At 49.3% G+C, this 26,178-nt stretch carries 29 protein-coding genes; 20 read left to right on the top strand and 9 right to left on the bottom strand.

The window, feature by feature from the left end:
* The first annotated feature begins 37 nt into the window (after positions 1 to 37).
* From OMP95_RS03160 to OMP95_RS03225, 14 genes are all read left to right on the top strand, one after another.
* Entirely contained in the window at positions 38 to 742 is a 705-nt protein-coding gene (locus OMP95_RS03160; RefSeq protein ID WP_266325862.1) for a thermostable hemolysin, read from the top strand.
* Positions 739 to 2,220 carry an AMP-binding protein gene (locus OMP95_RS03165; RefSeq protein WP_266325864.1) on the top strand — a complete coding sequence of 494 codons (1,482 nt, stop codon included), beginning with the start codon at positions 739 to 741 and terminating at the stop codon, positions 2,218 to 2,220. The genes OMP95_RS03160 and OMP95_RS03165 overlap by 4 nt, the downstream gene beginning before the upstream one ends.
* Positions 2,221 to 2,889, top strand: a complete 669-nt coding sequence (locus tag OMP95_RS03170; RefSeq protein ID WP_266325866.1) for a TenA family transcriptional regulator — start codon at positions 2,221 to 2,223, stop codon at positions 2,887 to 2,889.
* Positions 2,877 to 3,662 carry an SDR family oxidoreductase gene (locus OMP95_RS03175; RefSeq protein ID WP_266325868.1) on the top strand — a complete coding sequence of 262 codons (786 nt, stop codon included), beginning with the start codon at positions 2,877 to 2,879 and terminating at the stop codon, positions 3,660 to 3,662. The genes OMP95_RS03170 and OMP95_RS03175 overlap by 13 nt, the downstream gene beginning before the upstream one ends.
* A 9-nt stretch (positions 3,663 to 3,671) precedes the next feature.
* Positions 3,672 to 4,340, top strand: a complete 669-nt coding sequence (locus OMP95_RS03180; protein ID WP_266325870.1) for a tetratricopeptide repeat protein — start codon at positions 3,672 to 3,674, stop codon at positions 4,338 to 4,340.
* Positions 4,321 to 4,977, top strand: coding sequence for a response regulator transcription factor (locus OMP95_RS03185; RefSeq protein WP_266325872.1), 657 nt, complete (start codon positions 4,321 to 4,323; stop codon positions 4,975 to 4,977). Before OMP95_RS03180 ends, OMP95_RS03185 begins: the two co-directional genes overlap by 20 nt.
* Positions 4,977 to 6,305: a sensor histidine kinase gene (locus OMP95_RS03190; protein WP_266325874.1), complete on the top strand. Its 1,329-nt coding sequence runs from the start codon at positions 4,977 to 4,979 to the stop codon at positions 6,303 to 6,305. The genes OMP95_RS03185 and OMP95_RS03190 overlap by 1 nt, the downstream gene beginning before the upstream one ends.
* Entirely contained in the window at positions 6,305 to 6,628 is a 324-nt protein-coding gene (locus OMP95_RS03195; RefSeq protein ID WP_266325876.1) for a cupredoxin domain-containing protein, read from the top strand. Before OMP95_RS03190 ends, OMP95_RS03195 begins: the two co-directional genes overlap by 1 nt.
* A 2-nt stretch (positions 6,629 to 6,630) precedes the next feature.
* The gene (locus OMP95_RS03200; RefSeq protein WP_266325878.1) at positions 6,631 to 7,410 is read left to right on the top strand and encodes an FTR1 family protein; all 780 of its coding nucleotides are present in this window, start codon (positions 6,631 to 6,633) and stop codon (positions 7,408 to 7,410) included.
* A gap of 3 nt (positions 7,411 to 7,413) precedes the next feature.
* Positions 7,414 to 8,112, top strand: coding sequence for a hypothetical protein (locus OMP95_RS03205; protein WP_266325880.1), 699 nt, complete (start codon positions 7,414 to 7,416; stop codon positions 8,110 to 8,112).
* A gap of 105 nt (positions 8,113 to 8,217) precedes the next feature.
* Positions 8,218 to 8,895 (top strand): class I SAM-dependent methyltransferase, encoded by a 678-nt coding sequence (locus OMP95_RS03210; protein WP_266325882.1) that lies wholly within the window; start codon positions 8,218 to 8,220, stop codon positions 8,893 to 8,895.
* A 20-nt stretch (positions 8,896 to 8,915) separates the two neighbouring features.
* On the top strand, positions 8,916 to 9,995 hold the full coding sequence (locus OMP95_RS03215) for an efflux RND transporter periplasmic adaptor subunit (protein WP_266325884.1): 1,080 nt from the start codon (positions 8,916 to 8,918) through the stop codon (positions 9,993 to 9,995).
* 7 nt (positions 9,996 to 10,002) lie between these two features.
* The gene (locus OMP95_RS03220) at positions 10,003 to 13,074 is read left to right on the top strand and encodes an efflux RND transporter permease subunit (protein WP_416234629.1); all 3,072 of its coding nucleotides are present in this window, start codon (positions 10,003 to 10,005) and stop codon (positions 13,072 to 13,074) included.
* A 9-nt stretch (positions 13,075 to 13,083) separates the two neighbouring features.
* Positions 13,084 to 13,380 (top strand): DUF3240 family protein, encoded by a 297-nt coding sequence (locus tag OMP95_RS03225; protein WP_266325887.1) that lies wholly within the window; start codon positions 13,084 to 13,086, stop codon positions 13,378 to 13,380.
* 2 nt (positions 13,381 to 13,382) lie between these two features.
* On the opposite strand, the gene OMP95_RS03230 is transcribed toward OMP95_RS03225, so the two are convergent.
* Both OMP95_RS03230 and OMP95_RS03235 read right to left on the bottom strand, forming a co-directional pair.
* Entirely contained in the window at positions 13,383 to 14,042 is a 660-nt protein-coding gene (locus OMP95_RS03230) for a transglutaminase-like cysteine peptidase (RefSeq protein ID WP_266325889.1), read from the bottom strand.
* Positions 14,043 to 14,056: 14 nt separating this feature from the next.
* Positions 14,057 to 15,955: a LapD/MoxY N-terminal periplasmic domain-containing protein gene (locus tag OMP95_RS03235; RefSeq protein WP_266325891.1), complete on the bottom strand. Its 1,899-nt coding sequence runs from the start codon at positions 15,953 to 15,955 to the stop codon at positions 14,057 to 14,059.
* 247 nt (positions 15,956 to 16,202) lie between these two features.
* Here OMP95_RS03235 and OMP95_RS03240 point away from each other — a divergent pair, with 247 nt between their 5' ends.
* Positions 16,203 to 17,123, top strand: a complete 921-nt coding sequence (locus tag OMP95_RS03240) for an AEC family transporter (protein ID WP_266325893.1) — start codon at positions 16,203 to 16,205, stop codon at positions 17,121 to 17,123.
* On the opposite strand, the gene OMP95_RS03245 is transcribed toward OMP95_RS03240, so the two are convergent.
* Entirely contained in the window at positions 17,102 to 17,854 is a 753-nt protein-coding gene (locus OMP95_RS03245) for a competence/damage-inducible protein A (RefSeq protein ID WP_266325895.1), read from the bottom strand. The two genes, OMP95_RS03240 and OMP95_RS03245, sit on opposite strands and share 22 nt — an antisense overlap.
* On the bottom strand, positions 17,854 to 18,252 hold the full coding sequence (locus tag OMP95_RS03250) for a group II truncated hemoglobin (protein WP_266325897.1): 399 nt from the start codon (positions 18,250 to 18,252) through the stop codon (positions 17,854 to 17,856). The genes OMP95_RS03245 and OMP95_RS03250 overlap by 1 nt, the downstream gene beginning before the upstream one ends.
* A 134-nt stretch (positions 18,253 to 18,386) precedes the next feature.
* On the opposite strand from OMP95_RS03250, the gene fae reads away from it, so the two are divergent.
* The 3 genes from fae to OMP95_RS03265 all read left to right on the top strand — a co-directional run bounded on the left by fae (position 18,387) and on the right by OMP95_RS03265 (position 21,559).
* On the top strand, positions 18,387 to 18,935 hold the full coding sequence (fae, locus tag OMP95_RS03255; RefSeq protein WP_266325899.1) for a formaldehyde-activating enzyme: 549 nt from the start codon (positions 18,387 to 18,389) through the stop codon (positions 18,933 to 18,935).
* Between the two features lie 127 nt (positions 18,936 to 19,062).
* Entirely contained in the window at positions 19,063 to 19,590 is a 528-nt protein-coding gene (locus tag OMP95_RS03260; RefSeq protein ID WP_266325901.1) for a hypothetical protein, read from the top strand.
* 49 nt (positions 19,591 to 19,639) lie between these two features.
* A complete protein-coding gene (locus OMP95_RS03265; RefSeq protein ID WP_266325903.1) occupies positions 19,640 to 21,559 on the top strand; it encodes an ATP-dependent DNA helicase in 1,920 nt (639 codons plus the stop codon).
* On the opposite strand, the gene OMP95_RS03270 is transcribed toward OMP95_RS03265, so the two are convergent.
* The 4 genes from OMP95_RS03270 to OMP95_RS03285 are packed head-to-tail and all read right to left on the bottom strand — an operon-like array spanning position 21,556 to position 23,003.
* Positions 21,556 to 21,927 carry a DUF2237 family protein gene (locus OMP95_RS03270; protein ID WP_416234630.1) on the bottom strand — a complete coding sequence of 124 codons (372 nt, stop codon included), beginning with the start codon at positions 21,925 to 21,927 and terminating at the stop codon, positions 21,556 to 21,558. The two genes, OMP95_RS03265 and OMP95_RS03270, sit on opposite strands and share 4 nt — an antisense overlap.
* A 5-nt stretch (positions 21,928 to 21,932) precedes the next feature.
* Positions 21,933 to 22,376: a ferritin-like domain-containing protein gene (locus tag OMP95_RS03275; RefSeq protein ID WP_266325907.1), complete on the bottom strand. Its 444-nt coding sequence runs from the start codon at positions 22,374 to 22,376 to the stop codon at positions 21,933 to 21,935.
* A 21-nt stretch (positions 22,377 to 22,397) separates the two neighbouring features.
* Positions 22,398 to 22,604 (bottom strand): DUF6494 family protein, encoded by a 207-nt coding sequence (locus OMP95_RS03280; RefSeq protein WP_266325909.1) that lies wholly within the window; start codon positions 22,602 to 22,604, stop codon positions 22,398 to 22,400.
* A 15-nt stretch (positions 22,605 to 22,619) separates the two neighbouring features.
* Positions 22,620 to 23,003 (bottom strand): 4a-hydroxytetrahydrobiopterin dehydratase, encoded by a 384-nt coding sequence (locus OMP95_RS03285; RefSeq protein ID WP_266325976.1) that lies wholly within the window; start codon positions 23,001 to 23,003, stop codon positions 22,620 to 22,622.
* Positions 23,004 to 23,177: 174 nt separating this feature from the next.
* Between OMP95_RS03285 and OMP95_RS03290 the strand changes: the two genes are divergently transcribed.
* Together OMP95_RS03290 and OMP95_RS03295 are read left to right on the top strand one after the other, a co-directional pair.
* Entirely contained in the window at positions 23,178 to 23,999 is an 822-nt protein-coding gene (locus OMP95_RS03290) for a DUF5677 domain-containing protein (protein WP_266325911.1), read from the top strand.
* Between the two features lie 735 nt (positions 24,000 to 24,734).
* A complete protein-coding gene (locus OMP95_RS03295) occupies positions 24,735 to 25,184 on the top strand; it encodes a hypothetical protein (protein ID WP_266325913.1) in 450 nt (149 codons plus the stop codon).
* A gap of 295 nt (positions 25,185 to 25,479) precedes the next feature.
* Here OMP95_RS03295 and OMP95_RS03300 read toward each other — a convergent pair whose 3' ends face one another.
* Positions 25,480 to 25,782 carry a hypothetical protein gene (locus OMP95_RS03300; RefSeq protein WP_266325915.1) on the bottom strand — a complete coding sequence of 101 codons (303 nt, stop codon included), beginning with the start codon at positions 25,780 to 25,782 and terminating at the stop codon, positions 25,480 to 25,482.
* Between the last annotated feature and the right edge of the window lie 396 nt (positions 25,783 to 26,178).

Genomic DNA, 26,178 nt, shown 5'->3' on the forward strand with positions numbered 1-26,178 from the left:
TCTTTGCTCCATACCGCCCAACTCACAGGAGTGCTGTATGGAAGCAATGCAATATGAACTTAATGCAGGCATCAATCAATCAGCCGCGAATGCTGCCCGTCTGATTCTGCCTCATTTTCCCTTGCAGCTCGATCATCCGCTTGCGCCGGAAAGAGCTGCGGCAGAGCATTTTATCGCCCGTTGTTTTTTTAAGGCTTATGGTGCCCAAATCAGCCATTTCCTGCCTTACCTGTTATCCGCCCATATTGATTTCAAGATCTGTGCAGCAGTGGGTTTTCAGCCAGCGATGCATGGCAAGTCCCTGTTTCTTGAGCACTATCTGGACCGTGATATCGAGACCGAATTGGGCGTTGTGGCCCGCGCCCGGGTTCAGCGTGAAAATGTAGTGGAAATCGGCAATCTTGCTTCGGGCAGGCAACGTGCCACACAAACCTTGTTTGTATTACTTGCCGATATCCTGCAGCAAGTCGGTTATGAATGGGTGGTGTTTACCGCCAATCGCTCAGTACAGAGATGGTTGGATAGCCTCAATATCAGCACCTTGATGATCAAAGAAGCCGATCCCCGCCGCCTGCCGGACAAAGGGACTCTTTGGGGCACTTATTATGATGATCGGCCCGTTGTTCTGGCCAGCAATATTCAGCAGAGCTTCGGCCAGCTAAAGCAAAATCGGGTGATTGATTTTCTGCGTGAGAATTACCAAGCACGTATTGCTGATTTTGTCGCTGAACTCCAACAATGAACATACTGCTGGAACATATCCACCTTATGGCCCGGCAACGACCTGATACAAAGGCCCTGCAGGACGCAGAAGAACAATACAGCTGGTTGCGGTGTATGACAGAAATTGACCGGGTCGCGGCATTGCTGGCGTCTTATCAGCAGCAGACAATCGCACTTTATGCAGATAATTCGATTGACTGGATTATTGTTGATCTTGCCTGCATGCAGACCGAAGTCACTTTATTGCCATTACCGCCTTTTTTTTCATTACAACAGTTGCAACACGCACTGAAAACCAGCGGGGCAACGGCATTAATTATTGATAACAACAGTATGTTTGGGCAGCAACTGGCACCGACAGACTCAAAAAACCGGCCATTGACAGCACGGCTGCAATTGCAAGCACTCAAAACTGATGGCATGGCACGGCTGCCGGATGAAACCGGGAAAATCACCTATACCTCCGGATCAACGGGTCAGCCTAAAGGCGTCTGTCTCAGTATCAACAATCAACTGGCAGTCGCACAAGCCTTATTGCAAGGTACCGGTTTGCCGGCCATCAAGCATTTATGTGTATTACCGCTGTCAACATTGCTGGAAAATATTGCCGGTGTTTACGCGCCTTTAATGAGTGGCGGTCAGGTCACGGTGCTACCCGCTGAACAGGTGGGGTTTAATGGCGGACGGGGTTTCGACATTACTGTTTTCCTGCAAGCCATCGATCACTACCAACCGCAAAGTCTGATCCTGTTGCCGGCGTTATTAGTGGCGCTGCTAACTGCCATTGATAAAGGCTGGCAACCGCCGTTATCGCTGCTGTTTATCGCCGTGGGCGGCAGCCGTGTCTCTCCCGGTCTTGTCCAGCGTGCCAGACAGGCAGGGTTACCGGTCTATGAAGGCTATGGTTTATCCGAGTGCAGTTCGGTGGTCAGTCTGAACACACCGCATCAGGATACACAGGGCAGTGTCGGACAGCCATTGTCACATGTCAGCGTCACTATTGAAGACGATGAAGTGGTGGTCAGTGGCAACGCCTTTCTTGGTTATATCAATGAGCCGGAAACCTGGTATCAGCAGAAAATATTAACCGGTGATATCGGCTATCTGAGCAGTGAAGGCTATCTGCATATTCTGGGACGAAAGAAAAACCTGCTGATTTCCAGTTTTGGCCGCAATATCAATCCTGAATGGGTCGAGAGCGAGTTACTCAGCAACCTCATATTGCAGCAGTGTGTGGTCGTGGGTGATGCGCAGCCGTTTTGCAGTGCGTTGATTCAGCCACGTAACCCGGATCTGCCGGATGCGTTTATCGACAATTGGGTACACAGCGTCAATCAGCAATTACCCGACTATGCCCAGATTGTTCACTGGCGGCGCTTTTCACCTCCGCTGAGTCCAGATGAGGGCACACTCACGGCTAATGGCCGACCGGTGCGACAGCTGATTTATCAACGATATCAACATCAAATTGACGACTTTTATAAGGAGCATGGATAAATGCCATTTTTTGAGCAATTACAAACAGCTACTGAATCAGCCCGTACTCAGTTATTTACGACACCGATTATCAATCGAGCCTTGAAAGGCGAGATTACACTGGAGCAATATATCGCCTTCCTGACCGAGGCTTATCATCATGTGAAACATACCATACCGCTGTTAATGGCGGCAGGTAGCCGGATACCGGAACAAAAGGAATGGCTGCGCACTGCAGTTGCCGAATATATCGAGGAGGAAGTCGGCCATCAGGAATGGATCCTCAATGATATTGCCGCCTGCGGCGCTGATAAGGAACAGGTGCGTGCTGGCCGGCCCAATGTTCATACGGAACTCATGGTGTCATATGCCTATGACATGATAAATCGGGTTAACCCGCTGGGATTTTTTGGCATGGTGCATGTGCTGGAAGGCACCAGTGTCACCACGGCTGACAAAGCAGCGGATGGTATTCAGCAGGTGCTGGGCTTGCCTAACATGGCGTTTAGTTATCTACGCTCGCATGGTTGTTTGGATCAGGAGCATGTCAAATTCTTTCAAGGCCTGATGGACCAGATCACCGATCCTGAAGAGCAGGCGCTTATCATCAATGCTGCCAACACCTTTTATTATCTGTATGGCAATATTTTTCGCAGCCTGACACAGGAGAAGATGCCGTGGGCAGCCTAAGTAGCAAACTGATTGTTCTGACCGGTGCGGCAGGGGGGATAGGTCAGGCGGTTGCCAAAGCGTTATCCGCTGAGGGCGCAAGACTAGTACTTACCGATAGGAATGAACCGTCATTGACAGCGCTGAATCAAGCGCTGGGTAATAAACATCACATTGTGACGGCTGATATCAGTACGGGGCTTGGAAGAAAAACGCTGCATGATTATTGCGAGTCCTTGTTTGGTGCGATAGACATGGTCGTTAATATGGCCGGTATCAACCGGTTTGCCTTATTGTCACAGCATAGTGATGAAGATATAGAACGTATCATTTATATCAATTTGGTCAGTCAGATAGCGCTGACCCGTTTGATGTTGCCTTTATTACTGAAAAAAGAACAAACTGTTGTGGTCAACTTCGGTTCTACCTTAGGCAGCATCGGCTTACCTGGCTACAGTGTTTACAGTGCCAGTAAATTTGGTCTGCGCGGGTTTAGCGAAGCGTTGAATCGTGAGCTTATGGATACGCCTGTTTCGGTTCGTTATTTTGCCCCCAGAGCCACGCAGACGCCACTTAATGACGATAAAGTTTCAGCTATGAATGCAGCGCTGGGCAATGCTATGGATAGTCCGGAAGTCGTCGCCCAGGCTTTCATCAAGTTCCTTCAACAATCGACCAACCGCTACTACTTGGGCTGGCCCGAAAAGCTGTTTGTCAGGATCAACAGTTTATTACCCGGGCTGGTCGACAAGTCCATTTTCAAACAACTTCCCATTATCAAACGCTTTCTGTGAGAGACAATCATGAAACTATCTTTATATTTGACCGCCTTTGTGATGCTGACTTTATCAGCCTTGTCACTGGCCGATGTACAACAGGATGTGTCTCAGCTGCAAAAACGTTGGGCACAAATTAATTACACAATGAAAGGCGAAGATCAGAACAAATCCTTTGAAGACCTGATTGAACAGGCCAATCAGGCAGTAGCATCGAATCCGGGCAGCGCAGAAACATTGATATGGCGCGGTATTATCCAATCGAGTTATGCCGGAGCCAAAGGGGGGCTGGGAGCCTTATCATTGGCCAAAGCAGCCCGGGCTGATCTGGAGCAGGCGTTGAAAATAAATGATAAGGCTTTGGCCGGATCTGCCTACACCAGCCTGGGCACTTTGTATTTCAAAGTGCCTGGATGGCCACTCGGTTTTGGCAATGATGGCAAAGCAGAGGCTCTACTTAAAAAAGCGTTATTAATCAATCCAAATGGCATTGACAGTAACTATTTTTATGGTGAATTTCTTGCCGAGCAAAGAAAATACGAGCAAGCTGAGAAATATTTACTGAAAGCACAGCAGGCCCCGGCAAGACCCGAACGGCCGCTGGCAGATAAAGGCCGTCATCAGGAGATAAATGCCGCTTTGGATAAAGTCCGCTACCAATTGAAGAGTCAAAGTCATGCAAGTATTACTCATTGAGGACGATCCATCGCTGGCTCAAGGCTTGAAAACATCACTCGGTCATGAGGGTTTTACCGTCAACCACCTCAGTCAGGGACAACAGGGACTAAACAGCATCGCCATATCAGAGCCTGATATTGTCGTGCTGGATCTGGGGTTACCGGATATGGATGGAAACGAAGTGCTGAAAAAAATCCGTCAGCAAAGTGCCGAACTGCCGATTTTAATTCTGACAGCACGGGCTACGCTTGAAGACAAGGTCGGTGGGCTTGATGCCGGCGCTGATGATTATCTTGCCAAACCTTTTGAAATTGATGAATTACTGGCCAGATTAAGGGTATTTGAGCGCCGTCTCAGCAGCCTCAAACATGCAGGCCTGACAGTCGGTGAGGTAACCATTGACACCAAAGCCCAACAGGTGACGGTGGCAGGAAAAGAAATTGAACTGTCGAGACGGGAATATATGCTGCTGAAAATGCTGATGGAAAATGTCGGCCGTGTGCAAACTCGCGACAGCCTGGAAAACAAACTTTACAGTTGGGGCGATGAGATTGCCAGCAATGCGATTGAGGTCCATATTCATCATCTGCGCAAGAAGTTACCGGATCAATTTATCAAAACAGTGCGTGGTGTAGGCTACACAATTAAACCTTAATGAAATCAATACGTCTTTATCTGTTACTGGCCTTGCTGGCCACGATCACACTGGTTAACTTTGTGTCGCTGTTACATGGCTACCAGTCCAGTATGGAAAAGGCGCAGCAGCTATTTGATTCACGCCTGGAAAGCACCGCCAGACTGATAGCTTCGGCCAACTCAGAACAAGTCGAACAGCACCGTATCGCAGAACAACAGACGCCTTATACATATTTTCAAATTTGGGGCAGTGGCGGCAGACAGTTACTGACCCGATCGAGAAACGCACCGGAACAGATTACCGGGGAGCTAGAACAGGGATTTCACGATATTAACCATGCCAGCTATCGCTGGCGTAATTTTGTATACCGTGATCAATATCTGAACCGTTGGATTGTAGTGGCTGAAAGGATCGATGTTCGCTATACGCTCGCTGAAGAAGTTGTATTGGAATCCTTACTGCCCATTGTGATGGCAATTCCTGTCTCAGCTTTAATTATATGGATAGCCGTCGGTATTGGCTTGAAGCCATTGCGTGATTTTGCTGAGCAGATTCGACGCAAGCGTGCCGATGATTTGAGTCCGATTGAACTGAAACGCATTCCCAAAGAACTGACTACCGTCGTCCATAATACCAATGCGTTGTTATTGCGCCTTGATGAAGCCTTTGAGCGGGAACAGCGGTTTTCTGCCGATGCGGCGCATGAACTGCGCACCCCCATCAGTGTGCTGAAAGTGCATTTGCATAATTTGCGTACCCGCCTGGGTAATCAGGATGAAGATCTGAACTTGCTCAGAGAAGGTGTTGAAAGAATGGGGCATCTGATTGAACAGATTCTGGCTTTATACCGTACTTCACCGGATCAGGCTGCAGTCAAATTTGAAGCCGTTGATTTGTACTCGTTGGCGCAAAACCTTATCGCCCGTGATTTTGATAACTTTGAGCGCAAGCAGCAAACCATTGAATTGGAAGGTGAACATACCGTTATCAATGCTAATGCTTTCGCGCTGGAAACATTGCTGCACAACCTGTTAACTAATGCTAATAAATATACACCCGCGGGCGGGCAAATCTGCGTAGCGGTTAAAACCAAACCGGCAGGTTGCCTGCTGAGTGTGGAAGATTCCGGACCCGGTATCCCTGCACAACAACATCAACGTGTGTTTGAGCGTTTCTATAGGCTGCATGGTGATCAGCATTTCAGCGGTGTCATCGGTTGTGGTCTCGGCCTCACTATCGTCAAACATATTGTGGATTTGCATCAGGGCCAAATCGAACTGGGGCAATCCCGCTTCGAACATGGTTTAAAAGTAACCGTTTATTTTCCGTCTGAGATCAAGGTTTGATGACTAGATTAAGTATATTTATGCTCTGGATGATATTACCGACAGTTCTGTGGGCAGCCCCGCCAGTGATAGAAATCGAAATACGTGATCACCTTTTCTTTCCCGATGAAATCTGGATTCCGGCTGGTACCAAAGTCAAATTGCTGGTTAAAAATCTGGATCCCACCGCAGAGGAATTCGAAAGTTATGAGCTTAACCGTGAAAAAGTGATCGCCGGCCACAGTCAGGCAGTGATTTTTATTGGCCCCTTATCTCCCGGCACGTATCCGTTTTTTGGTGAATTTTTTCCCAAGACGGCTCAAGGCAAAGTGATTGTGGAGTAAACATGTTATTAAATGCTGTCATTATCATTTTGCGAGAAGTACTGGAAGCGTCCTTGATTATCAGTGTGTTTCTGGCTTTAAGTCAATTGCTGGAACGTAACCTCTGGTGGGTATTGTTTGCGATGCTGATGGGCATTGTCGGCGGTTTTGTCTACGCCTCCACCATCAGCCAGATCTCAGCGGCGCTGGAAGGGGTAGGGCAGGAAGTCGTCAATGCCTGCCTGCATACGCTTATCTATTTATCGTTACTGCTGTTTGTGGTCGCCGTACTGCATCCGCAAAATCCGCGCTGGCATCGAATCACACTGATTTCCATAATAGTGGCAGTTATTATTGCTATTGCCCGTGAAGGCTCAGAAATCATTCTCTATATCAGCGGTTTCATAGGCATGCCCGAGCTATTACAGCCAGTATTACTTGGCGGGGCGGTAGGTGCGGGTATTGGCGTGAGTGTCGGGGTGTTTTTTTATTATCTGCTGGTGAATATGCACCCACGCTATGGCCTCTGGTTGGGTTATTTCATTCTGCTGCTGGTCGCGGGCAGCATGATGTCTCAGGCGGTTGAGTTTCTGATCCAGGCTGATTTTATTACTGTCACCGCACCGGCCTGGGACAGCTCAGGCTGGATCAGTGAACACTCGGCAGCCGGCCAATTACTTTATGCGTTGATTGGTTACGAAGCAACACCGGCACCGGTTCAGGTGGTGGTCTATTTTAGTAGCATCGGCCTGTTATTGTTGCTCTCCGCCATCAGTTTTTATCGCCACCGCAGGAGCAATTGAGTCATGGTGACTTGGGTATATAGATTCAAATTTGTTTTTACGGTTTGTTTTATTGTTGTCAGTAGCGCATTGCAAGCGGATGGTTCGGCTATAGACAAGATTTATCATCCATATGTACAACCGCTGGAAAGAGAAATCGAGTGGCGAATGGTCGGTGCCGATGGCGATCATAAACAACGTCTGGGTTTGGGTAAATCGCTGTCAGATCGGCTGTTCGTTGAGGGGTATCTGATCGCTGAAGAGCAGGGGGACACCTTTCGTTTGAGTGCTTATGAAATTGAAGCGAAATGGCAGCTCACAGAGCAGGGTGAATATGCCATCGACTGGGGCCTGCTGACTGAACTGGAGAAAGCGCATAAAGAGAATGAATGGGAACTGGCAACGGCGTTATTGATGGAGAAAGAATGGGGGCGCTGGGTCGGCACAGCTAATTTATGGCTCAAATATGAATGGGGGGATGAGATTAAAGACGAGATCGAAACGGCCCTGGGATTACAGACACGTTATCGTCTTTCGCCACAGTTTGAACCGGCACTCGAATTGTATGCGGGCCAGAATACCCGCGCACTGGGCCCGGTGGTAATGGGTGATGTGCGTTTTACTGCCGGTAAAAAACTGCACTGGGAAACCGGCGTATTGCTCGGACTGGACAGCAAGACGCCGGGGGCGACCTTGCGGTTCCTGGCCGAATACGAGTTCTAGCGGAGCTGTCGGGCTACCTGTCCGATCAAGGTAACAGCAGGGTGTTAAGCTTGACTTAATTTAACTTCGCCACAATCAGGCTGACTTAAATGCTGAAGGTCAGCCATGAAATCACTGCAACAAAACAAGGAACTCGAGTTTTCGAGCAAGTACGACCAGGTTCACGCCTTGTCCTATTTCGTCAAACATGAAAATAGCTTCTGGCGACGGCTGTCGAACAAGCGGGAGCAGCATCTTGCCCGCAAGGCATTGCACCTTGCCGGCAATCCCCATTCGGTGCTGGATCTGCCTTGTGGCACCGGCCGGTTCTGGTCGATGCTGGCCGAGCGCCCTGATCGCGAAATCCATGCCTGCGATTACAGCCAAGAGATGATCAATACCGGGCTGCAATACCGACCGGCTGAACTGGTTGATAGGGTGAGTACATTCCAGGCCTCGGCATTTTCTCTGCCAGTGGAGGATGGTTTTGTCGACACCGTGTTCTGTATACGGTTGCTGCACCACATCGGCGACCATGACGATCGCATGCATATCCTGCGTGAGTTTCATCGCGTGGCCCGCGACACGGTCATTGTGTCCCTATGGGTAGACGGTAATATCAGGTCATGGAAACGCAAACGGCTGGAACGGAAGCGAGACAAGCGCCCTTACCAAAACCGATTCGTGATTCCACGAACTGTCATCGAGTCCGAAATGAAACTGGCCGGTTTCGAGATAACAGCACGGCTCGATTTCATACCGTTTATGTCAATGTGGCGTTTTTACATACTAAAAAAATGCTGAGCCAACTCATGGAGAATACCGTGGTGCGTTATCTAGTAGTTGTTGGACTGTACCTGCTCTCGCCACTGGCCGGGGCTTTTTCACTTAGCGACGCCGAAATACGCAACCTCGGCATAGAACTGGCCGTGCCCAAGTCTGCGTCCCAGTCCCTTAGCGATCATTACCCGGCCAAGGTTGCCGTCCCCAACACCTCGCTGCATGTCGTGCATGCGCCGCAGGAAGGCATCATCGTCAACATGCTGGTCGCTGAGGGTGATGTGGTCGAACAGGGACAATTGCTGGCAACCCTGAACAGCCCGCAACTACTGATGCTGCAAAGCGATTATTTGCAAGCCTATAGCCTGCTGCGGCAACTCCGGGAAGATATGCAGCGGGACAAGCAGTTGTATGAGGAAGGCATCATCGCCGAACGCCGTTACCTGCAGTCGAAAACCCGCTACCAGCAGCAACAGACTAATGTCGACAGCTATGCCAAGACCCTGCACCTGTCCGGTATGTCCGATGAAGATGTGAACAAGCTGGCCAGTGGCCGCCTGCTCGACAGCACACTCAATATCCATGCACCGTCAACGGGGGTGGTGATGCAGCAGCAGGCCTTTGCCGGTCAACGTGTCAGCGCCGCCGATCCGCTGTACCAACTGGCGGACTTATCCATACTGTGGCTAGAGATCCATGTGCCGCTGGCCATTGCCAGACAGACCGAAAAAAATGACCAGGTGCTCACCTGTGAACGCAATATTACCGCTACTGTGACGACAATAGGCAGGCAGGTACACGAGGTGGATCAAGGCGTGCTGGTGCGGGCGGTCGTCAGCGAAAATACCGACATGCTGACACCGGGCGAATTCACCCAGGTATGCTTCGTCATGAATGAACAGGTCTCGCTGTACATCGTGCCCAGAAATGCCCTGTTTCGTTACCAGGACACCCCGTCGGTATTCCTGATCCGCAATGGTGAGGTTACGTTGCTGCCGGTGGAAGTGGCCAGCGAACAGGAAGAAACCCTGATTATCAAGGCCGAGATGGCGCAGGACAGCCGGATAGTTATCAGCGGCACCGCCGCGCTGAAAGCGGCCTGGATGGATCAGGAAGGGAATTGATTACATGATTCTGGACGCCCTGATTCGCTTCTCCCTCAGCCAGCGATTGTTGATGCTGCTGGCTGTGTTCGCGCTGGCCGGCCTCGGCTGGAGGGCATTCAATCTGACACCTATTGACGCCTTTCCCGATGTGTCGACTACCCAGGTTAAGATCATTCTCAAGGCATCTGGCATGACCCCGGAAGAGGTGGAAACCCGCATTACCGCGCTGGTCGAGGTAGAAATGCTGGGCATACCGAAGCAGCGCATGCTGCGTTCCATCGTCAAGTATGGCCTGACCGATATCACTGTCGATTTCGAGGAAGGCACTGATATTTACTGGGCGCGCCAGCAGGTTGCCGAGCGCCTGGGTGCTATCCGTGATGTGCTGCCAGAGGGGCTCGAGGGCGGGTTGGCGCCGATGACCACACCGCTGGGCGAGATGTTCATGTTTACCGTCAACAGTGAACGCATGTCGCTGACGGAGCGGCGGGAATTGCTGGACTGGGTGATCAGGCCGGCTCTGCGCAGTGTACCAGGCGTGGCCGACGTCAACTCGCTGGGCGGTAGGGTCAAAACCTTCGAGGTGGTGCCGAATCTGCAGCGCATGGCGGCGATGAATATCTCACTTGCGGATATTGAGGCTGCGGTTGCCGACAACAACCGTAACGACGGCTCCGGTCGCATCAGTGAAGGCGAGGAAGTGCTGTTGGTTCGTGCGCAGGGTAGCATACAGCAGATCGAGGATCTGAACCGGATCGTGGTCAAATCCGATTATGCCGAGCAGGTATTGCTGCCTCAGGTCGCCAATATCCGCATCGGTGCGTTGACCCGTTACGGTGCCGTCAGCAAGGATGGCCGGGGTGAAGCAGTACAGGGGCTGGTGCTGGGCCTGCGCGGCGCCAATGCGAAACAGGTCATCCAGGGTATCGAGGCAAGACTGGATAAGCTCAAGCCATCGCTGCCGGAGGACGTTACCATTGACGTGTTCTACAACCGCGGTGAACTGGTTTCCGATGCGATTCATACCGTTACCAAGGCGCTGATGGAAGCGGTGGTGCTAGTCTTGCTGTTGTTGCTGCTGTTCCTGGGTAATCTGCGCGCAGCCATCACCGTGGCACTGGTGCTACCGCTGGCGGCAATGGTGACTTTCATCCTGATGCGTCAGTTTAACCTGTCCGCCAACCTGATGAGTCTGGGCGGCCTGACCATTGCCATCGGCATGCTGGTCGATGCCGCAGTCGTGGTAGTGGAAAATGTAGTTTCGCAACTTACAGACAAAAAACGAGCGGCCGTGTTGCCGAGGCTGCATCTGATTTACCGTGCCGTCAAGGATGTTGCCGTGCCTGTCACATCGGGCATTGTCATCATTATCATCGTGTTCCTGCCACTGTTGACCCTGCAGGGACTGGAAGGCAAGCTGTTCATTCCGGTCGCCCTCACCATTGTGTTCGCGCTGGCTGGGTCCCTGCTGCTTTCGCTTACCGTGATCCCGGTGCTGGCCTCGTTCCTGTTGACCCGGGTGTCGCATGAAGAGCCCTGGCTGCCGAGGATGCTCAAGCGACTGTACGAACCGGTTCTGGACTGGTCATTGTCCCATGGGGCCTGGATTATCGGCATCGCGGTTGCGTTGCTGATTGCCGCCGGCGTTCTCTATACCCAGGTCGGCAAAACCTTCATGCCGACGATGGATGAGGGTGACTTGATCGTGCAACTGGAAAAACTCCCTTCCATTTCACTGGAACAGTCCGTCGATATCGACCGGCGCGTGCAGCAGGCTTTACTGGAACGTGTGCCCGACATTACCGGCATTGTCGCCCGCACCGGGGCCGACGAACTGGGCCTGGATCCGATGGGGCTCAATGAAACCGATACCTTTCTTGTTCTCAAGCCACGTGAGCAGTGGCAAAGTGCCGACAAGGAAGTATTGAAGCAGCGGATCCGTGAGGTTCTCGACGGTTTCCCCGGGTTGATCTATGGTTTCACCCAGCCGATTGAAATGCGGGTGTCCGAAATGCTGACCGGTGTGCGTGGCGACCTCGCCATCAAGGTATTCGGCGAAGATGGTCATCAACTCAGTGAACTGGCCAACCGCATCGTGGGCCTCGTTTCCACTATCGATGGCGCGGATGATGTCATCACCACACAGACAGAGGGCGCCCAGTATTACCAGCTCGAAATTGACGAGCTTGCTATCGGCCGGCTCGGGCTGACGGTCGAAGAAGTGTTGCCGCAACTTCGCCTGCTTATTGAAGGCCGGCAAGTCGGCACCGTATACCAGTCCGCAAGGCGCTATCCACTGGTGATAAAAGGCGAGCAAGCCATGCGACGCTCGGCGGCTGCCTTCGCCGGCAGTCGCCTTGTGGTGAGTGAGAACCGCCGCATCGCGGTTTCCGATATTGCCAGTCTTAAACGGGTGGAAGGCCCGGTTGCAACCAAGCGTGAACAAGGCCAACGCATGGCCGTAGTCGTGGCGAATGTCAGCAACCGCGACCTGGTCAGTTTTGTTGAGGAGGCCCAGCGACTGGTCAATGAGACGATTGAATTGCCGGTCGGTTACAGCCTGTCATGGGGTGGCCAGTTCGAGAACCAGCAACGCGCCGCCAAGCGCCTGATGATCGTCATTCCGGTCGCACTGGTACTGATTTTCCTGCTGTTGTTTTCGACCTTCCATTCACTGCGGCAGGCAACGTTGGTAATGAGCAATGTGCCGTTTGCGATGGTCGGCGGCATCGCGGCCCTGTGGGTGACTGGGGAATACATGTCCGTACCCGCCTCGGTTGGCTTTATCGCGCTTCTGGGCATTGCCGTACTCAACGGCGTGGTCATGGTGACTTACTTCAATGATTTGCTGGCCAGGGGCATGAAAGTCGGCGATGCCGTCAGAGAGGGCGCGTTGAGACGTTTGCGCCCGGTCTTGATGACAGCGACCATAGCCGCGTTCGGCTTGGTGCCCCTGCTGTTTGCCAGCGGGCCCGGTTCCGAAATTCAGCGACCACTCGCCATTGTTGTGATCGGCGGCCTCGTCAGTGCCACTCTGCTGACGCTGGTATTGCTGCCGCTTTTATTCAGGCGCTTTGGCGTAGTAAAAATGCAGTGAGGCTATGAAATGAAAATACTTCTGACTCTGATCGTAACCCCTGTGTTGGAACAAAGCCTGACGGACTGGCTGTTGGTGCATCCGCAAATAGAAGGTTTTACCTCGCATACGGCTTTCGGACATGGGGGGCATCATGCCCTGACGATTGCGGAGCAGGTTAGCGGACGTCGCAAGCAGATCGTGTTCTGGCTGGAGATGGAACAGGCACTGGCTGAAGAAGTACTTGTGCAACTGAAGCTGGATTTCGCCGGCAGCGAGTTGCATTACTGGCAAATACCATTAAACGCTCACGGTGTACTGAACTGAAGCTAGTCCACGGCCTCCATTTGCATACGCCTGGTCAGATTGCTCCACAAGGATAGCCTGGATGCATCCCCGACGCGTTGACCTTCACCACGGGATTTAGCCAGCCACAAACCGGTACCGTTAAAGCTGTAAACCGGCACCAGATCATTACGCTTGCTGGCCGGTTTGATGTCGGTAATCAAATTGTCCAGTACCAGTGGTACCGCACGTTTGTTCTCAAAATAGGTCAACACCATGTGCGCCTGATTAATTTCGACCGCTTTAACATAGGTGAGGCGCAGTTTGTTTTCATCTATGCCTAACTCCTTGAGCGTGAAGTACTTGGCGATGGAATAATCCTCACAGTCACCCGCGCCGATGGAGAGCATTTCCAGCGGTGTTGCCCAATAATCATTTTCCTTCCACAAGCTGAGATCGTCGATAAACATAACGTTGGAATTGAAGAACTGGTTGACTGCCTCGAGCTTCTCCATTTCTGACAAATCCTGACTTTGGACCACTAAATCACGCCAGCCCTCCACCCGTTGCCGGGCAAAGCGGTTGTATTTACCTTCAATCTTGTCCAGCAATTGTTCGCTGATATTGAACTCCGCCAGTAAGGGCAGAGACAATAGCAGGCAAGCCGAAAGCAAACCGATTGTGAGGTGACGATAATTGAGCATGAGCCTTGTTCGGCTTATCTGCTGATGCCGAATATGCCGGCTTGTTTGACGATTTCAAAGTCTTCGTCAGCCTTAACGGATTCAGCCAATACTTTGATTTCCAACAGGCTGGAGACCTCCTGGATAATTTCCAGAAAGTCGGGTTTGCTGACATTGCCGCGAATATCCTGGGTCAGATCCCGCGCCAGACGAATGTAGTCGATATGCAGTTCTCTGAGCATATCGATAGCGATAATGTCCGATGAATAACGTTTGAGCAGGGTAGTCGCACCCAAAGATTTAACAAAGCCGCTGAAGCTGGCAAAAGCGGTAATATCCTTGGCCGCTGCGTAGGCTGTCACAGAAAATGCCAGCAAATCCGGGGCAATCAAGGATTGTTCCAGTCGTGCTTTCAGCCAGTTCTGGAACTCGATGGAAGCCACAGACACCATCGACAGATTAATGGTGACCGGTGTGGCCTGCTGCTGCTGTTCCATTTTATGGATGATTTTGTTGATAATGCATTTATCCAGTGACTCGGCCAATTCAAATACCTGTGCCATCGAGAAGAACGTACCGATGGACAGCTTGTTACCCTCGGTATCTTTCACCACGGTAAAGGCTTCTTCCATCACTTTCACCGGTACATCGCCACTGTAATTGAACGCTTCAGCGGTAAAGGTGATTTCAGGTGAGTTATCCTCAATAGTGCGAATAATGGCGGCTTTCCAGTCCTGCTCGGTCATCGAGCTGATGGAGTCCTGTTTGATAAAGAAGGCATTCTGGCCGATGTTGCGTGCCTGTTCATAGGCTTCCACCATGGCAGGCATCAGCCGGTCAAATTCGCTGGCACGATCAAAATAAACTATGCCGGTATGTACCATGTCGTCGATATCATATTGTTGCCCTAGTTGAGTGATATCGTGCTTGAGTTGTTCGGCCAATGCTGTGATTGAACTCACATCAGCTTGTTGGCTGAGCAAGGCGAATTCAGAACCGTAGAGCCGGTAAGCCAAAGTGTGTTCAGGTGTGGATTGAGTCAGTACTTTGGCAAAGTCACGCAATAAACTGTCGACCAGTTGGTTGCCCTTGTCTTTGGTGATGGCAGCCAGATCATCAAACTTGATATAAAAAACATAACCGTTATTACCGGCAGATAAAGCCCGTTTGACATCGACACCGAAGGTGGCCTGATTGAATAATTGCGTCAGTTGATCCCGTTTCAGACTATCGTTGAGTGAATCCAGGCGACTGTTAAGCCGGGTAATGGTATCGCCGATTTTTTTCGACATACTGTTCATGGACTGAGCCACTTGTCTGACTTCTCGTGTCCATGGCAAGTGTTCAATAGCGACAAAATTACCCTTTGAGATTTCGGTAGCTTGTTTCTGAATAGCTTTCAGCGGCTGCAGCGTAAAACGCAAAACCAGCATCAACAGGGCAAAAGCCCCAATAAAAATAATCACCGAAAACAGCAGGGTCTCTTTGGCCTGTTGATATAGTTTGAGATAGCCGTACGCCGGATTACTGCTTACATATAATGTGCCGGAAATATTCCAGCCTGAACTGATTTCAGACACGGCGGTGGCTGTTTTCATCGGCACTAATGTAATCAGCCACGAAGGCACGCCTTCCATCTGCACCGGGTTGCTCAGTTTGACCAGCTCTTCGCCATCAACGTTGACCAGACGCATTTCCTTGTAATAGCCCATATCAAAAATGGCATTCATCATGGTCAGCAGGATCGGGTCCTGTTCATTTTCCATATGCGGACTGAGAGAAAGCCCAAGTGAAGTCGCCGTATCCTGCACATGTATTTCGGATTCGACTTCCAGATAGTTACGGATATTGCCCATACTCAGCACAAAACTCACTGAAAAAACTATCAAAAATATCAAACTGATCAGAATTAACAGCTGTTTGGAAAGGGACATAATAATTTCCTCGGAACAATGGTTTTAGCCGGTATTTAGGACTACACCTGGTAAGTGAGGTAACGATACCCCCAGTGCCGCATGCAGGCAAGACTAGTGCGCAGCGGCAAGATACAAAGAGGCGCTGAATCCGTTAATATCACATTGAAAGCGCCCTGGTTATATCGCGGTTGGATTATATGATAATGCTTTTACTTTTCAGAAGCGGTTGCTAGGATCTGCCTTTAATCTCCTCAAGGTCTCTTACATGTTCACAGTCCTGTTGCAAATGGCGCTGCTGGTCGCCTTCGGTACGCTCTGGCAACAGTTGGCCCCCAGGCATATTCCGGCGCTGGCACACCGGCGGGCATTGACTGATCTGGTTTTTTATATCTTACTGCCAGCTATGGTGCTGGATGTCATTTGGCGGGCGCCGGTGGACCACACCTCCATGAAGATTTCTCTGGTGGCAATGTCAGGCTTGGCTTGTGCCGCCATCGCCATGTGGCTGGTGTTAAGAGTTTTACCCACCACTCAGGCGCAAAAAGGTTCGCTGATGCTGGCGGCTATCTTTCCCAATGTAACTTATCTGGGTTTGCCGGTATTGGATCAGGTTTTAGGCAGTTGGACCAATTCAGTGGTATTGCAGTTTGATCTGTTTGCCTGCACACCGGTGCTGATGACTTTGGGTATTCTGATGGCGCATCACTACGGTTCCACCGAGAGGCCCGTTCATCCGCTGCATGAACTGATGCGGGTGCCACCGCTATGGGCCGTGGCTTTTGCTCTCATGCTCAATGTTTTTGATGTGCCGCAACCCGATATTGTGCATGGTACTTTATCAGTACTTTCAGGTGGGGTAGTGCCCTTGATGCTGATCGCGTTAGGCATGAGTATTCGCTGGGACAGTCTGCATTTGAGATTTATCCCGTTGTTGTTGCCGGTGGTGTTAATTAGTTTGTTGTGGGCGCCGACGGTAGTTTTCTTCAGCAGCTATTTTTTTGATATGCCACAACATGTTTTAACGGCTGCGGTATTGTTGGCTGCGATGCCGACAATGGTGTTCGGCATTGTGATATGCGAACGCTATCAGCTGGATAGTCCCTTGTATGCCGCTGCGGTAACGTTAACGACGCTGTGCAGTGTCGCGACCTTACCGGTTTGGTATTATTTTTTACCGCCCGCCTGATCTGACCAGATAAAACCGGCTCGTTCAATAGCGGTAATCATCATCGCCATAGCCTGTTCAACATCTTGTTCTTCTCCGCGTAAACTGAGTTCGATATGTGGCTCATCACCCAGATGAGGCAGGCTGGACAACAGCAGTCTGGGAAAGCGGGCGACGATTTCGGTCATGGTATCGAGCAAGTCTGATTCACGGCCCCAGCTGATAAAAATAATGCGTTCTGCTTTCGGTTTCAAATCCCGCAAAGTCTGATATTCATTATCCAGCACCCATTCCAGCATCGGCCAGGCCATTTCCGGGAAGCCGGGCATGAAATGATGATGACCGAAACTAAAACCCGGTACCCGATTGATCGGGTTGGGAATAATACGGCTGCCCTCAGGGAGGTAGCCCATTAAGATCCGGTTCGGATAGGCACTGTCGCCAAACTGGGTTTCGATTTCTTTAATGGCTTCCGGATGCGGGCGCAACGGAACATTATTGACCAAGGCAACCGTCTGACGGGTTCGATCATCCGGTGTGGCACCGATACCGCCGAAACTGAATACCAGATCATCGGTAGCCATGGAAAAACGCATGAAACGCTCCAGCTGTTGGGCATCATCACCGACGATAATCGTCCAGCTCAGTTCCAGCCCACGTTCAGCTAATACCGACTGCAGATGCGCAAAATGCTGATCCTTGCGTTTACCACTGAGGATTTCGTCGCCAATGATCAGCGCGCCAATCTTCATCAGGATTGCTGCTCTGCCTGATTACGCATGAAATCTGCCGTTTGCACAAAAGAGGACATCAATTGTTCGGAAAACAAGGGATCCAGGTCCAGGGTTTTAAGCGCCTGCGCCATGCAATACAGCCATTGGTCTCGTTCTTCAATGCCAATCGGGAACGGCAGATGCCGCCCTCGCAGGCGAGGATGACCAAAACGATCGGTATACAAAGGCGGACCACCAAGCCAGCCAGTCAGGAAAAGATACAGCTTCTCTTCACTGATGCTGATGTCTTCCGGGTGAAGTTCCCGTATCAGCTGTGTTTGCGGTGTATCACACATGATCTGGTAGAAGGTCTTACAAAGCTTGCGTACCGCTTGTTCGCCGCCGATACGCTCATAAGGTGTGGCAAGTTCTGACATGAATCTTTCGCTATTAAAATGCTAATCTTATCGTGATTTGTATGACTGATAAAGTCATTCAAGGTTGCGGCATAGGCTATAGACAAGGATAATTAATTGTTTTGGGGTAATAATTAAGTAAGGAGTAATTATTAATGAGCGACAAAATTATCATGCGAACAGGCGAAGCTTTGGTAGCCGGTGGTCCTCCGTTTACAGCGGCAGAACCTGAAGTTGTTATCGGTGAATTGGATGGTCCTGTCGGTACCGCATTTGCCAATCTGATGGGAGACCAGGTTCAAGGTCACTCTCGTGTTCTGGCCTTAATGAACACTGATATGCAAGTGCGCCCAGCGACCATTATGGTCAGTAAAGTCACTGTTAAGAAAACAGCCTACACCAATATTCTGATGGGCACCGTGCAAGGCGCAATTGCCAACGGCGTTTTGGATGCGGTTCGTAACGGCACTATTCCCAAAGAAAAAGCCAATGATCTGGGTATCATCGTTTCAGTATGGCTGAACCCGAGCATTACCACAGTAGAAGATCTGGATCACGAAGCGTTGTTCAACATTCATCGTGAAGCGACTCGCCGCGCAATTGAAAAAGCGATGAACAATGAACCCAGCATTGATTACCTGCTGGAAAATCAGGACAAACTGGTTCACAAGTACTACCAGAAAGAACTGGATGCAAAGAAATAAAACTGGAAACTCAGTGAGTTAGCTGTGGTCTCTTTATATTGAGGATTGATCCACAGCCTCAAAGTTTTTGACGGTCTGTCCACTAAAGTGGATAGACCGTTTTTTTTGCAATGTATAATGACCCCATATGACAAATGACACTGCCAAAGCTGACGTGGAACTCTATTCTATAGATAAACTGATGCACGAAACCCGGCAACTGGCCGCCAAGTACCGCCAGACCACGGGGAATACTTTGCCGGTTACCGGTGAAATCGCCCGTTTTGATGCTGCAAAAGCCCTTAAACTGAAACTCATCGACGATCCGGCCAGTAGCTTTGATGCCTTGGGTACCGGAGAACGTGACAATCAACGTATCATCATCAAAGGCCGGGCCATTTTCGAGTCGACACGATCCAGCCCGCGAATCGGGCAGCTGAATCCCGAACAGAACTGGGATCTGGTGGTATTGGTTTTATTTGATGACCATTACGAACCCGATGAAATCTATCAAGCGAGCAAGGAAGATATTGCTGCAGCCATGAAAGAGAAAGAGGGCAGTGCACGCAAAAAACGGGGTGCGATGTCAATTGCCCAGTTCAAAATTATCGGTCAGCGTGTCTGGAGTCGTGAAAACGGCCTTGAGCAGGAAATATGGGATAACCAGGACGGTTGAACAAAAAGTTCGCCAGTTGATTGGGTATAAATAACCGCATGGGCCTGTAATGCAAAACGATATACAACTGTTATTTGCCGATGATGGCCTGCTGGCGCAACATATCGAAGGCTATACCGCCCGGCAGCAGCAAATTGAAATGGCTGAGCAGGTTGCCACCGCGCTGGCAGATCGCAGCATTTTGATAGCCGAAGCCGGCACAGGTACCGGGAAAACCTTTGCATATCTGGCACCGGCTATATTGTCCGGGCAAAAAGTTTTTATATCAACAGGAACAAAAAACCTTCAAGATCAGCTATTTAGTAAAGATTTGCCGAAACTACGTAAGGTTATGTCCGTGCCATTCAGAGCGGCTTTGCTCAAGGGGCGCAGCAATTATCTCTGTCATCACCGTCTGGCGCTTGCCGAAACCGAGCCTGCTAACATCAGCTTGCAGCACACCTTGCAAAAACTGCGGAAATGGATGGGCTCAACCCAGAGTGGTGATCTGAGTGAAACCGATTTGCTGGAAGAAAATTCCTCTCTATGGCCCAAAGTAACCTCAACCATTGATAACTGCCTGGGGCAACAGTGCCCTGAATACAGTGACTGTTTTATTATGGAAGCCCGGCGTAAAGCACAGGAAGCCGACATTGTGGTGATCAATCACCACCTGTTAATGTCTGATCTGGCATTAAAAGCGTCAGGGCAGGGCGAGGTATTGCCCGATGCAGATGCATTCATCATTGATGAAGCACACCAGTTACCCGCCATTGCCAGCCAGTTTCTGGGACAACGTATCAGCAGCCATCAAATTCAGGAGCTGTGTCGTGACAGCATCCGGGAGATGGAGCAGGAAGCAACTGACATGGACGAGGTCCGTTCACTGGCAGATAAAGTCGAAGCACGCTTGCATCAGTTCAAATTAATTGCAGGTGATCGTGAGCAACGGATTCCCTGGCACCTGTTTATCAGTGATAACAGCTCAGCTATTGAAAAACTGCAAGATTTGATATCGGCGATTGAGTCGCTGGAAGCAGCATTGGAGCAGGCGGCGCAACGGGGTAAAGGGCTGGAACAATGTTATCAGCGTAGCCAGGAATTCATTGAACGTCTGACGGTATTCACCGCTAACAATCACGACGACAACCTGATTTTATGGGCTGATATCAGGGCATCAGGGTTTGTGTTACATGCCACGCCGCATGAAGTGAGTCAGCATTTCCAACAATGGCTGGCTGACAAGCCCAGCAGCTGGATTTTCACTTCCGCAACGCTGACTGTGGCGGGCAAGTTCAATAACTTTATTCAGCAGCTCGGTATTGATGATCCGGAAACCGCGATCTGGCAGAGTCCATTTGATTACGCCAGTCAAAGCTTATTGTATATGCCGATGATTCCCGTCGAACCGTCAAACTCGGCTTATAACAGTCATATTGCCGACGTTGCCAGGTCAGTCATTGAACATAGTCAGGGGCGTACCTTCCTGTTATTCACCAGTTACAAAGCGATGTATGAGGTGGCGGATGCATTGCAGGATTCGGACTATCCGATTCTGGTGCAGGGCAGTGGTGCCAAATCCAATTTGCTGGATCAATTCCGCGAGCATGGTAATGCGGTGTTGCTGGGCACCAACAGTTTTTGGGAAGGGGTAGATGTCAGGGGCGAAGCCTTGTCCTGCGTGTTGATTGATAAAATTCCGTTTGCTTCTCCCGGCGATCCGGTGCTGGAAGCACGTATCAATGTCCTGCGGGAGCGGGGCGGTAATCCCTTTCGCTCCATTCAAATTCCCGCTGCGGTCATTCAGTTAAAGCAGGGGATAGGTCGTTTGATTCGTGATCAACAGGACTCCGGGGTATTGGTATTATGTGATCCGAGGTTTCTGTCCAAACCTTATGGCAAGGTATTTATGCGTAGTTTGCCACCGATGCCGATTACGCAACAACTGGATGATGTGGCAGATTTTTTTGCCGAGAAAGCTACTGTTTAATTCAAATCGACTGCGTATTCTTTCAGTAACTCAATAGGGACAATCTCAGTGGCACGCTGATGGGTACCCGCCAGAAACACTCTGGGTGCCATATCATGTTCATAGGCTTCCAGCCAGCGTTGCGCGCAGAGACACCATCGGTCGCCGGCTTTCAGGCCGGGAAAACCGAACTCTTCAATCGGCGTACTCAGATCGTTACCACGAAAACGGGAATATTCCAGAAAAGCCTGAGTGACTTCGATACACACGGTATGTTGCCCATAATCAGCATTACTGGTGTTACAACAGCCATCACGGTAAAAACCGGTTAACGGTTCTTCGCTACAAGATTCTAATGGTTCTCCAAAGACGTTTAGCGATGCATCAATATCCATCAATCACCTGGTTTTCTTAACATTTTCCGAACTTCGCCGACGTGCATTTCTTCCTGAGCAATCTTCTGACGGGTATATTCTTCAATCATCACATTTTTGCCCTCAACGAGCCGCAGTAACGCATGATATTTTTCCAATGCCGCGAGTTCATGCTCCAGTGACTCATGGAGAATATCGCCAATATCGTGCTTATGCGTCTCCAGTAAAGAGCCAATGCCCAGTGACGGATGATAGCCGAGATGGGTAATCAATTCACCCGCTTCCTGGGCATGTTGGAGGGATTCTGTGGCCTGACTGCGCATCCATGAAACGATCGGGATACGTCCATAACCAAACACCATTAAAGAATAGTGCGTGTATCGCACAACGCCAGCCAGCTCGGTTTCTAATATCTGATTGAGCAGGTCTATTGCCGTTTCCGTATCCATAGTATGTTCAGTCATGGCAAAATCTCCCGAGGATATTCAGTCAAGATGGATCGAGTCATCCAGTTTATGATGAATAGATAGCGCCGGCACCTCCAGCGTCATACTGACAGCAAGCGATTCATCGCCCTTGAGTTGTTTATTTTCCAGTGCATGCAAAACCGCGTGTTCAATTTCGCGTTGTGCATTAACACCAACTTTTTTGAGAAACTTGCGAATGTCCATATTGAATTTATCGTCATTCATGGTAATGCCTCCCGATTAATCGTACTTGATATATTTGAACCTGGGATCGTCCGGTGTTCCGGTTAGTGCACCTTCACTTGCACCCGGTTGCCACATCACCACTTCTTCAATTTTAGCTGCTAATTCAAAGTCTTTATCAGTAATGCCTTTGGCGGCATGATTCATCAGTTTCACAATCACAAACGCATAGGAAACCGTAAGATCAGGGTGATGGAAACCAGCTTCAGCGAGGTGTCCTACTGTGTTGACCACCATCAGCGTACTTTTCCAGCCGCTGGTTTTGTACTTGCGACGAATCCAACCTTTTTCCAGATACCAGTGAGGTAAAAGCTCTTTCAGCTTGGCTTCAACTTCCTCATCGGTATAGGTTTTGTCTTTTGTCTCTTCTCTCCAAGTCATCATATTTCTCCTGTTATATTCACTATTGTACGCCCAGTTATTCATAATTAAATATAGGTGTCAAGGATGTGTTATCAAGAGTTAAAAACTGTGCACAACCAGCTTGTATCAATGGTTTGAAAGAGTAAGATAAAGATGAACAATAACTATCAGGCCAACGATGGAGGAGTGGATATGACAGAGAATGCCAGTTTCAAGCAAGTCGGGTTTCTATCGGAACATTGCAGTAGCGGAGAGCTTGCAATGGAAATCAAGCAAAGTGGTCATTATCGGGTTTGTATCGAATTAAATCGGCTTGCACAAACGATACTTAACCGTTGTCATATCCATACAGATGATGAAAAGGAAGTTTATCTGACCCTACATTTTCAGCGGATGTTGTCGAATTTCCAGTCTATTCTGATTATGGCCGAACGGGCCATGACACATCAGATAGAAATAATGACCAGGTGTAATCTGGAGCTTCTTTTCAACCTGGTCGCTTATCACCTCAACGATGATCTTCTGGAAGCCATGATAGTCGGTAATGATGATCAAAGAAGGGAAGTGCTGAAAAAACTCTACCAAGCACAACAAGTATCACCCACCTTTACTGAAACTGAACTCGCGCATCTCAGACAGGTTATCAATAGCGCAGATGAAATTGACCGCGGCGATATCAAAGTTTTCATGAAAGCAGAACTGGCAGGACTATTAAATGAATACAGAACAACCTATCAGTTACTGAGTGAAAGTGTGCATGGCAGTCTGCACTCGTTAGCTGCGGATCTCGAGATAGATGAAAAGTGGGGTGCAATAATCGGCATCAACACCTGCGCTGATCACTCAGATAAGTTGTCAACCTTAATGCTGACATCAGCAGATTATCTGATTACCGGTATCGACATAATGCTGAAACTGCATAAACAACCCGAGCAGTTAGCTGCGTTCGAAAGCGTAAAACTAAACGCTCAAAACGAATGGAAACATATCGTAGTTAAAGTCTCGCATCGTTAATTTTGCTGAATTAACACACCCAGTACCTGACACTTCAATTTGAGAGGGTAAGTACACACATCTTTCTCAGTCATTGTTATTATATATTCAATTTAACATAATATATATTATACGAACTTTAATTTAGGGAAAAATGCGGGAAATCTCCTTCTGGGATCAGTCTCTATGAATGTTCGGATAATATGCGTTATGACAAATAACGAATGTTATTCAGGACTGGCTCAGATTTTAAAATCTGAGCAGTTTCACTGGTGGATGGTCAGTAGATTTTAAATTTTGAATTGTGAATGAAATACGCTAATCAAGAAATTCTGATGATCTGAGTCGTGCAATCTCCCTCGTAATGGCCGGTGGCGTTGCAGCAGCATTCCATGGGCCAAGGAATGCCAGTGAGTTGATAAATTTGATCGACGCAGTGCCTATGGGCGGCCCTTACCTGATGTTGGCAGTACAGTCACTGATTCTGAAAAGATATTGTAGAATGCCTCGCTTTCTTGGTGGGCTTAGCTCAACTGGGAGAGCATCGCCCTTACAAAGTGTGGGTCGGGGCGAGATCCCCTCAGCAGCCACCAAAAGTTTCAGTCAAATATTGGGTCAATCCCAACAACTCGAACATCATAAAGCGAATGTGATCAGCATGGATTCCATGATGCGCTTCCCTGCTTCCATAAACTCACAAAAATGTCAGAACTTGAGTATGATTAGATTTGGGAATTGCATTCAGGAAGAAATGATATGGCCAACCCATTCATTCAAAAAGCCTTTGCCATAGTAAAGGGCCTGTTGCTTAGCCTGGCAGTGGTTATCATCTGCATCTGGGCTGGCTTTGCCATTTTCTACTCGGACGTAGACAGTGTTTCAGCCAGATGGCTGCTGATTGGCGCTTTCTCTCTAGCCGGGATTGCTACGATATTCGCTATTACATTACGGTATAGGCGACGCCCTGCTCTGCTCGGCTTTGCAATACTGTTTGCTTTGCTGGTTGGCTGGTGGACAACCATCGAGCCTTCAAATGATCGGGATTGGTTACCGGAAGTAGCTCAATTAGCTCATGCTGATATTCAGGGTGATATTGTCACGGTGCGTAACATACGTAATTTCGACTATCGAAGTGAAACGGACTTCACGCCCGCTTATTACGACAAGACGTTTGATCTAAACAAGCTGCAATCCGTGGATCTATAAGAAAACTGATAGTGCGGCTTTTCCGTGTATTCTCATGGGCTCTCCTTATTGTTTAGCCATTGCGATAAATTCATCACAGCCACACGGTCGACTTAAGTTATTACTCCTTTTTGTGAAAAGGATCAAGGACTTCCTAATATTAGGAAATTCTTGCTCAATAGCATGACTTTTGCTTTGCTAATCCGGCCTCTTGAAACACAACCAGGTTGAGATAACCTGATAAAGTTAAACTTTCTGACCTAACCAAGATAACAACGGGTAAATCACAATATGCACGAAGCATTTAATTCAGGCCTTACCAGATTTGTGGTTTGCCTTCATTGTCTGTCATCCATGTCATGACACAATCTGACGGAACAAATATATCTTCGAATTTCAATCCCTGTCTCTCCATTTTGTCTTCCATAAACAGATACAGTACGTGTGCAAATTCTTCTTGGTTCCAATCATTTACAACTGGTTCAAAGTTGAATCCTGCCAGATTCATCATCACTTGGTCACGCTGACCGTCTCCCTGCTGATCGCCTTGCTGTTCCTGCTTGTGCGTTTGTTGTTGTTTCTTCTCCTGTTTACTTATTTCTTCGAATTGTTTGCGCATTTCACCCTGTTCGCTCCATTGTTAGCCTTTGCCTGCGCCTTTTCCGGGGGGCGGCATAGCCTTGGAAATTCCAAATGACCGCACTTGCCATTAACATCGCAATAAATAACTTTTCATATTAGTAACCGTTCCCTGGAAAACACCCTCGATACACATCGGGGCTGATGCCTTTCTACCATGGACTGTTATGGCAGATAATGTCATTTTATTCCGTCATTTCGAGGCCTAACAGACTGTTTAATAGGGAAAATGGATGATTTTGATCTAGCTCAATATCTGTTCACTTCAACGTCATTTTGCCAGACAATGGTCGGAAATTGGCCACACATTTTTATAAAAAAGGCCAGGCACCGAAAGATGGCTGGCCTTTATCAGCGGCTATAATATGGCTTGGGT

Source organism: Methylophaga sp. OBS4, from assembly GCF_026319305.1.
Classification (GTDB): Bacteria; Pseudomonadota; Gammaproteobacteria; order Nitrosococcales; family Methylophagaceae; genus Methylophaga.

Bases quoted from the DNA above. Each gene is read 5' to 3' on its own strand.
- OMP95_RS03300 (WP_266325915.1), bottom strand. From the start codon at position 25,782: ATGCGCAAACAATTCGAAGAAATAAGTAAACAGGAGAAGAAACAACAA.
- OMP95_RS03275 (WP_266325907.1), bottom strand. From the start codon at position 22,376: ATGACTGAACATACTATGGATACGGAAACGGCAATAGACCTGCTCAAT.
- OMP95_RS03250 (WP_266325897.1), bottom strand. From the start codon at position 18,252: ATGTCAGAACTTGCCACACCTTATGAGCGTATCGGCGGCGAACAAGCG.
- OMP95_RS03170 (WP_266325866.1), top strand. From the start codon at position 2,221: ATGCCATTTTTTGAGCAATTACAAACAGCTACTGAATCAGCCCGTACT.
- OMP95_RS03245 (WP_266325895.1), bottom strand. From the start codon at position 17,854: ATGAAGATTGGCGCGCTGATCATTGGCGACGAAATCCTCAGTGGTAAA.
- OMP95_RS03205 (WP_266325880.1), top strand. From the start codon at position 7,414: ATGGTGACTTGGGTATATAGATTCAAATTTGTTTTTACGGTTTGTTTT.
- OMP95_RS03210 (WP_266325882.1), top strand. From the start codon at position 8,218: ATGAAATCACTGCAACAAAACAAGGAACTCGAGTTTTCGAGCAAGTAC.
- OMP95_RS03295 (WP_266325913.1), top strand. From the start codon at position 24,735: ATGGCCAACCCATTCATTCAAAAAGCCTTTGCCATAGTAAAGGGCCTG.
- OMP95_RS03200 (WP_266325878.1), top strand. From the start codon at position 6,631: ATGTTATTAAATGCTGTCATTATCATTTTGCGAGAAGTACTGGAAGCG.
- OMP95_RS03280 (WP_266325909.1), bottom strand. From the start codon at position 22,604: ATGAATGACGATAAATTCAATATGGACATTCGCAAGTTTCTCAAAAAA.
- OMP95_RS03165 (WP_266325864.1), top strand. From the start codon at position 739: ATGAACATACTGCTGGAACATATCCACCTTATGGCCCGGCAACGACCT.
- OMP95_RS03195 (WP_266325876.1), top strand. From the start codon at position 6,305: ATGACTAGATTAAGTATATTTATGCTCTGGATGATATTACCGACAGTT.
- OMP95_RS03240 (WP_266325893.1), top strand. From the start codon at position 16,203: ATGTTCACAGTCCTGTTGCAAATGGCGCTGCTGGTCGCCTTCGGTACG.
- OMP95_RS03180 (WP_266325870.1), top strand. From the start codon at position 3,672: ATGAAACTATCTTTATATTTGACCGCCTTTGTGATGCTGACTTTATCA.
- OMP95_RS03260 (WP_266325901.1), top strand. From the start codon at position 19,063: ATGACAAATGACACTGCCAAAGCTGACGTGGAACTCTATTCTATAGAT.
- OMP95_RS03230 (WP_266325889.1), bottom strand. From the start codon at position 14,042: ATGCTCAATTATCGTCACCTCACAATCGGTTTGCTTTCGGCTTGCCTG.
- OMP95_RS03265 (WP_266325903.1), top strand. From the start codon at position 19,640: ATGCAAAACGATATACAACTGTTATTTGCCGATGATGGCCTGCTGGCG.
- OMP95_RS03160 (WP_266325862.1), top strand. From the start codon at position 38: ATGGAAGCAATGCAATATGAACTTAATGCAGGCATCAATCAATCAGCC.
- OMP95_RS03185 (WP_266325872.1), top strand. From the start codon at position 4,321: ATGCAAGTATTACTCATTGAGGACGATCCATCGCTGGCTCAAGGCTTG.
- OMP95_RS03235 (WP_266325891.1), bottom strand. From the start codon at position 15,955: ATGTCCCTTTCCAAACAGCTGTTAATTCTGATCAGTTTGATATTTTTG.
- OMP95_RS03290 (WP_266325911.1), top strand. From the start codon at position 23,178: ATGACAGAGAATGCCAGTTTCAAGCAAGTCGGGTTTCTATCGGAACAT.
- OMP95_RS03190 (WP_266325874.1), top strand. From the start codon at position 4,977: ATGAAATCAATACGTCTTTATCTGTTACTGGCCTTGCTGGCCACGATC.
- OMP95_RS03285 (WP_266325976.1), bottom strand. From the start codon at position 23,003: ATGACTTGGAGAGAAGAGACAAAAGACAAAACCTATACCGATGAGGAA.
- OMP95_RS03225 (WP_266325887.1), top strand. From the start codon at position 13,084: ATGAAAATACTTCTGACTCTGATCGTAACCCCTGTGTTGGAACAAAGC.
- fae (WP_266325899.1), top strand. From the start codon at position 18,387: ATGAGCGACAAAATTATCATGCGAACAGGCGAAGCTTTGGTAGCCGGT.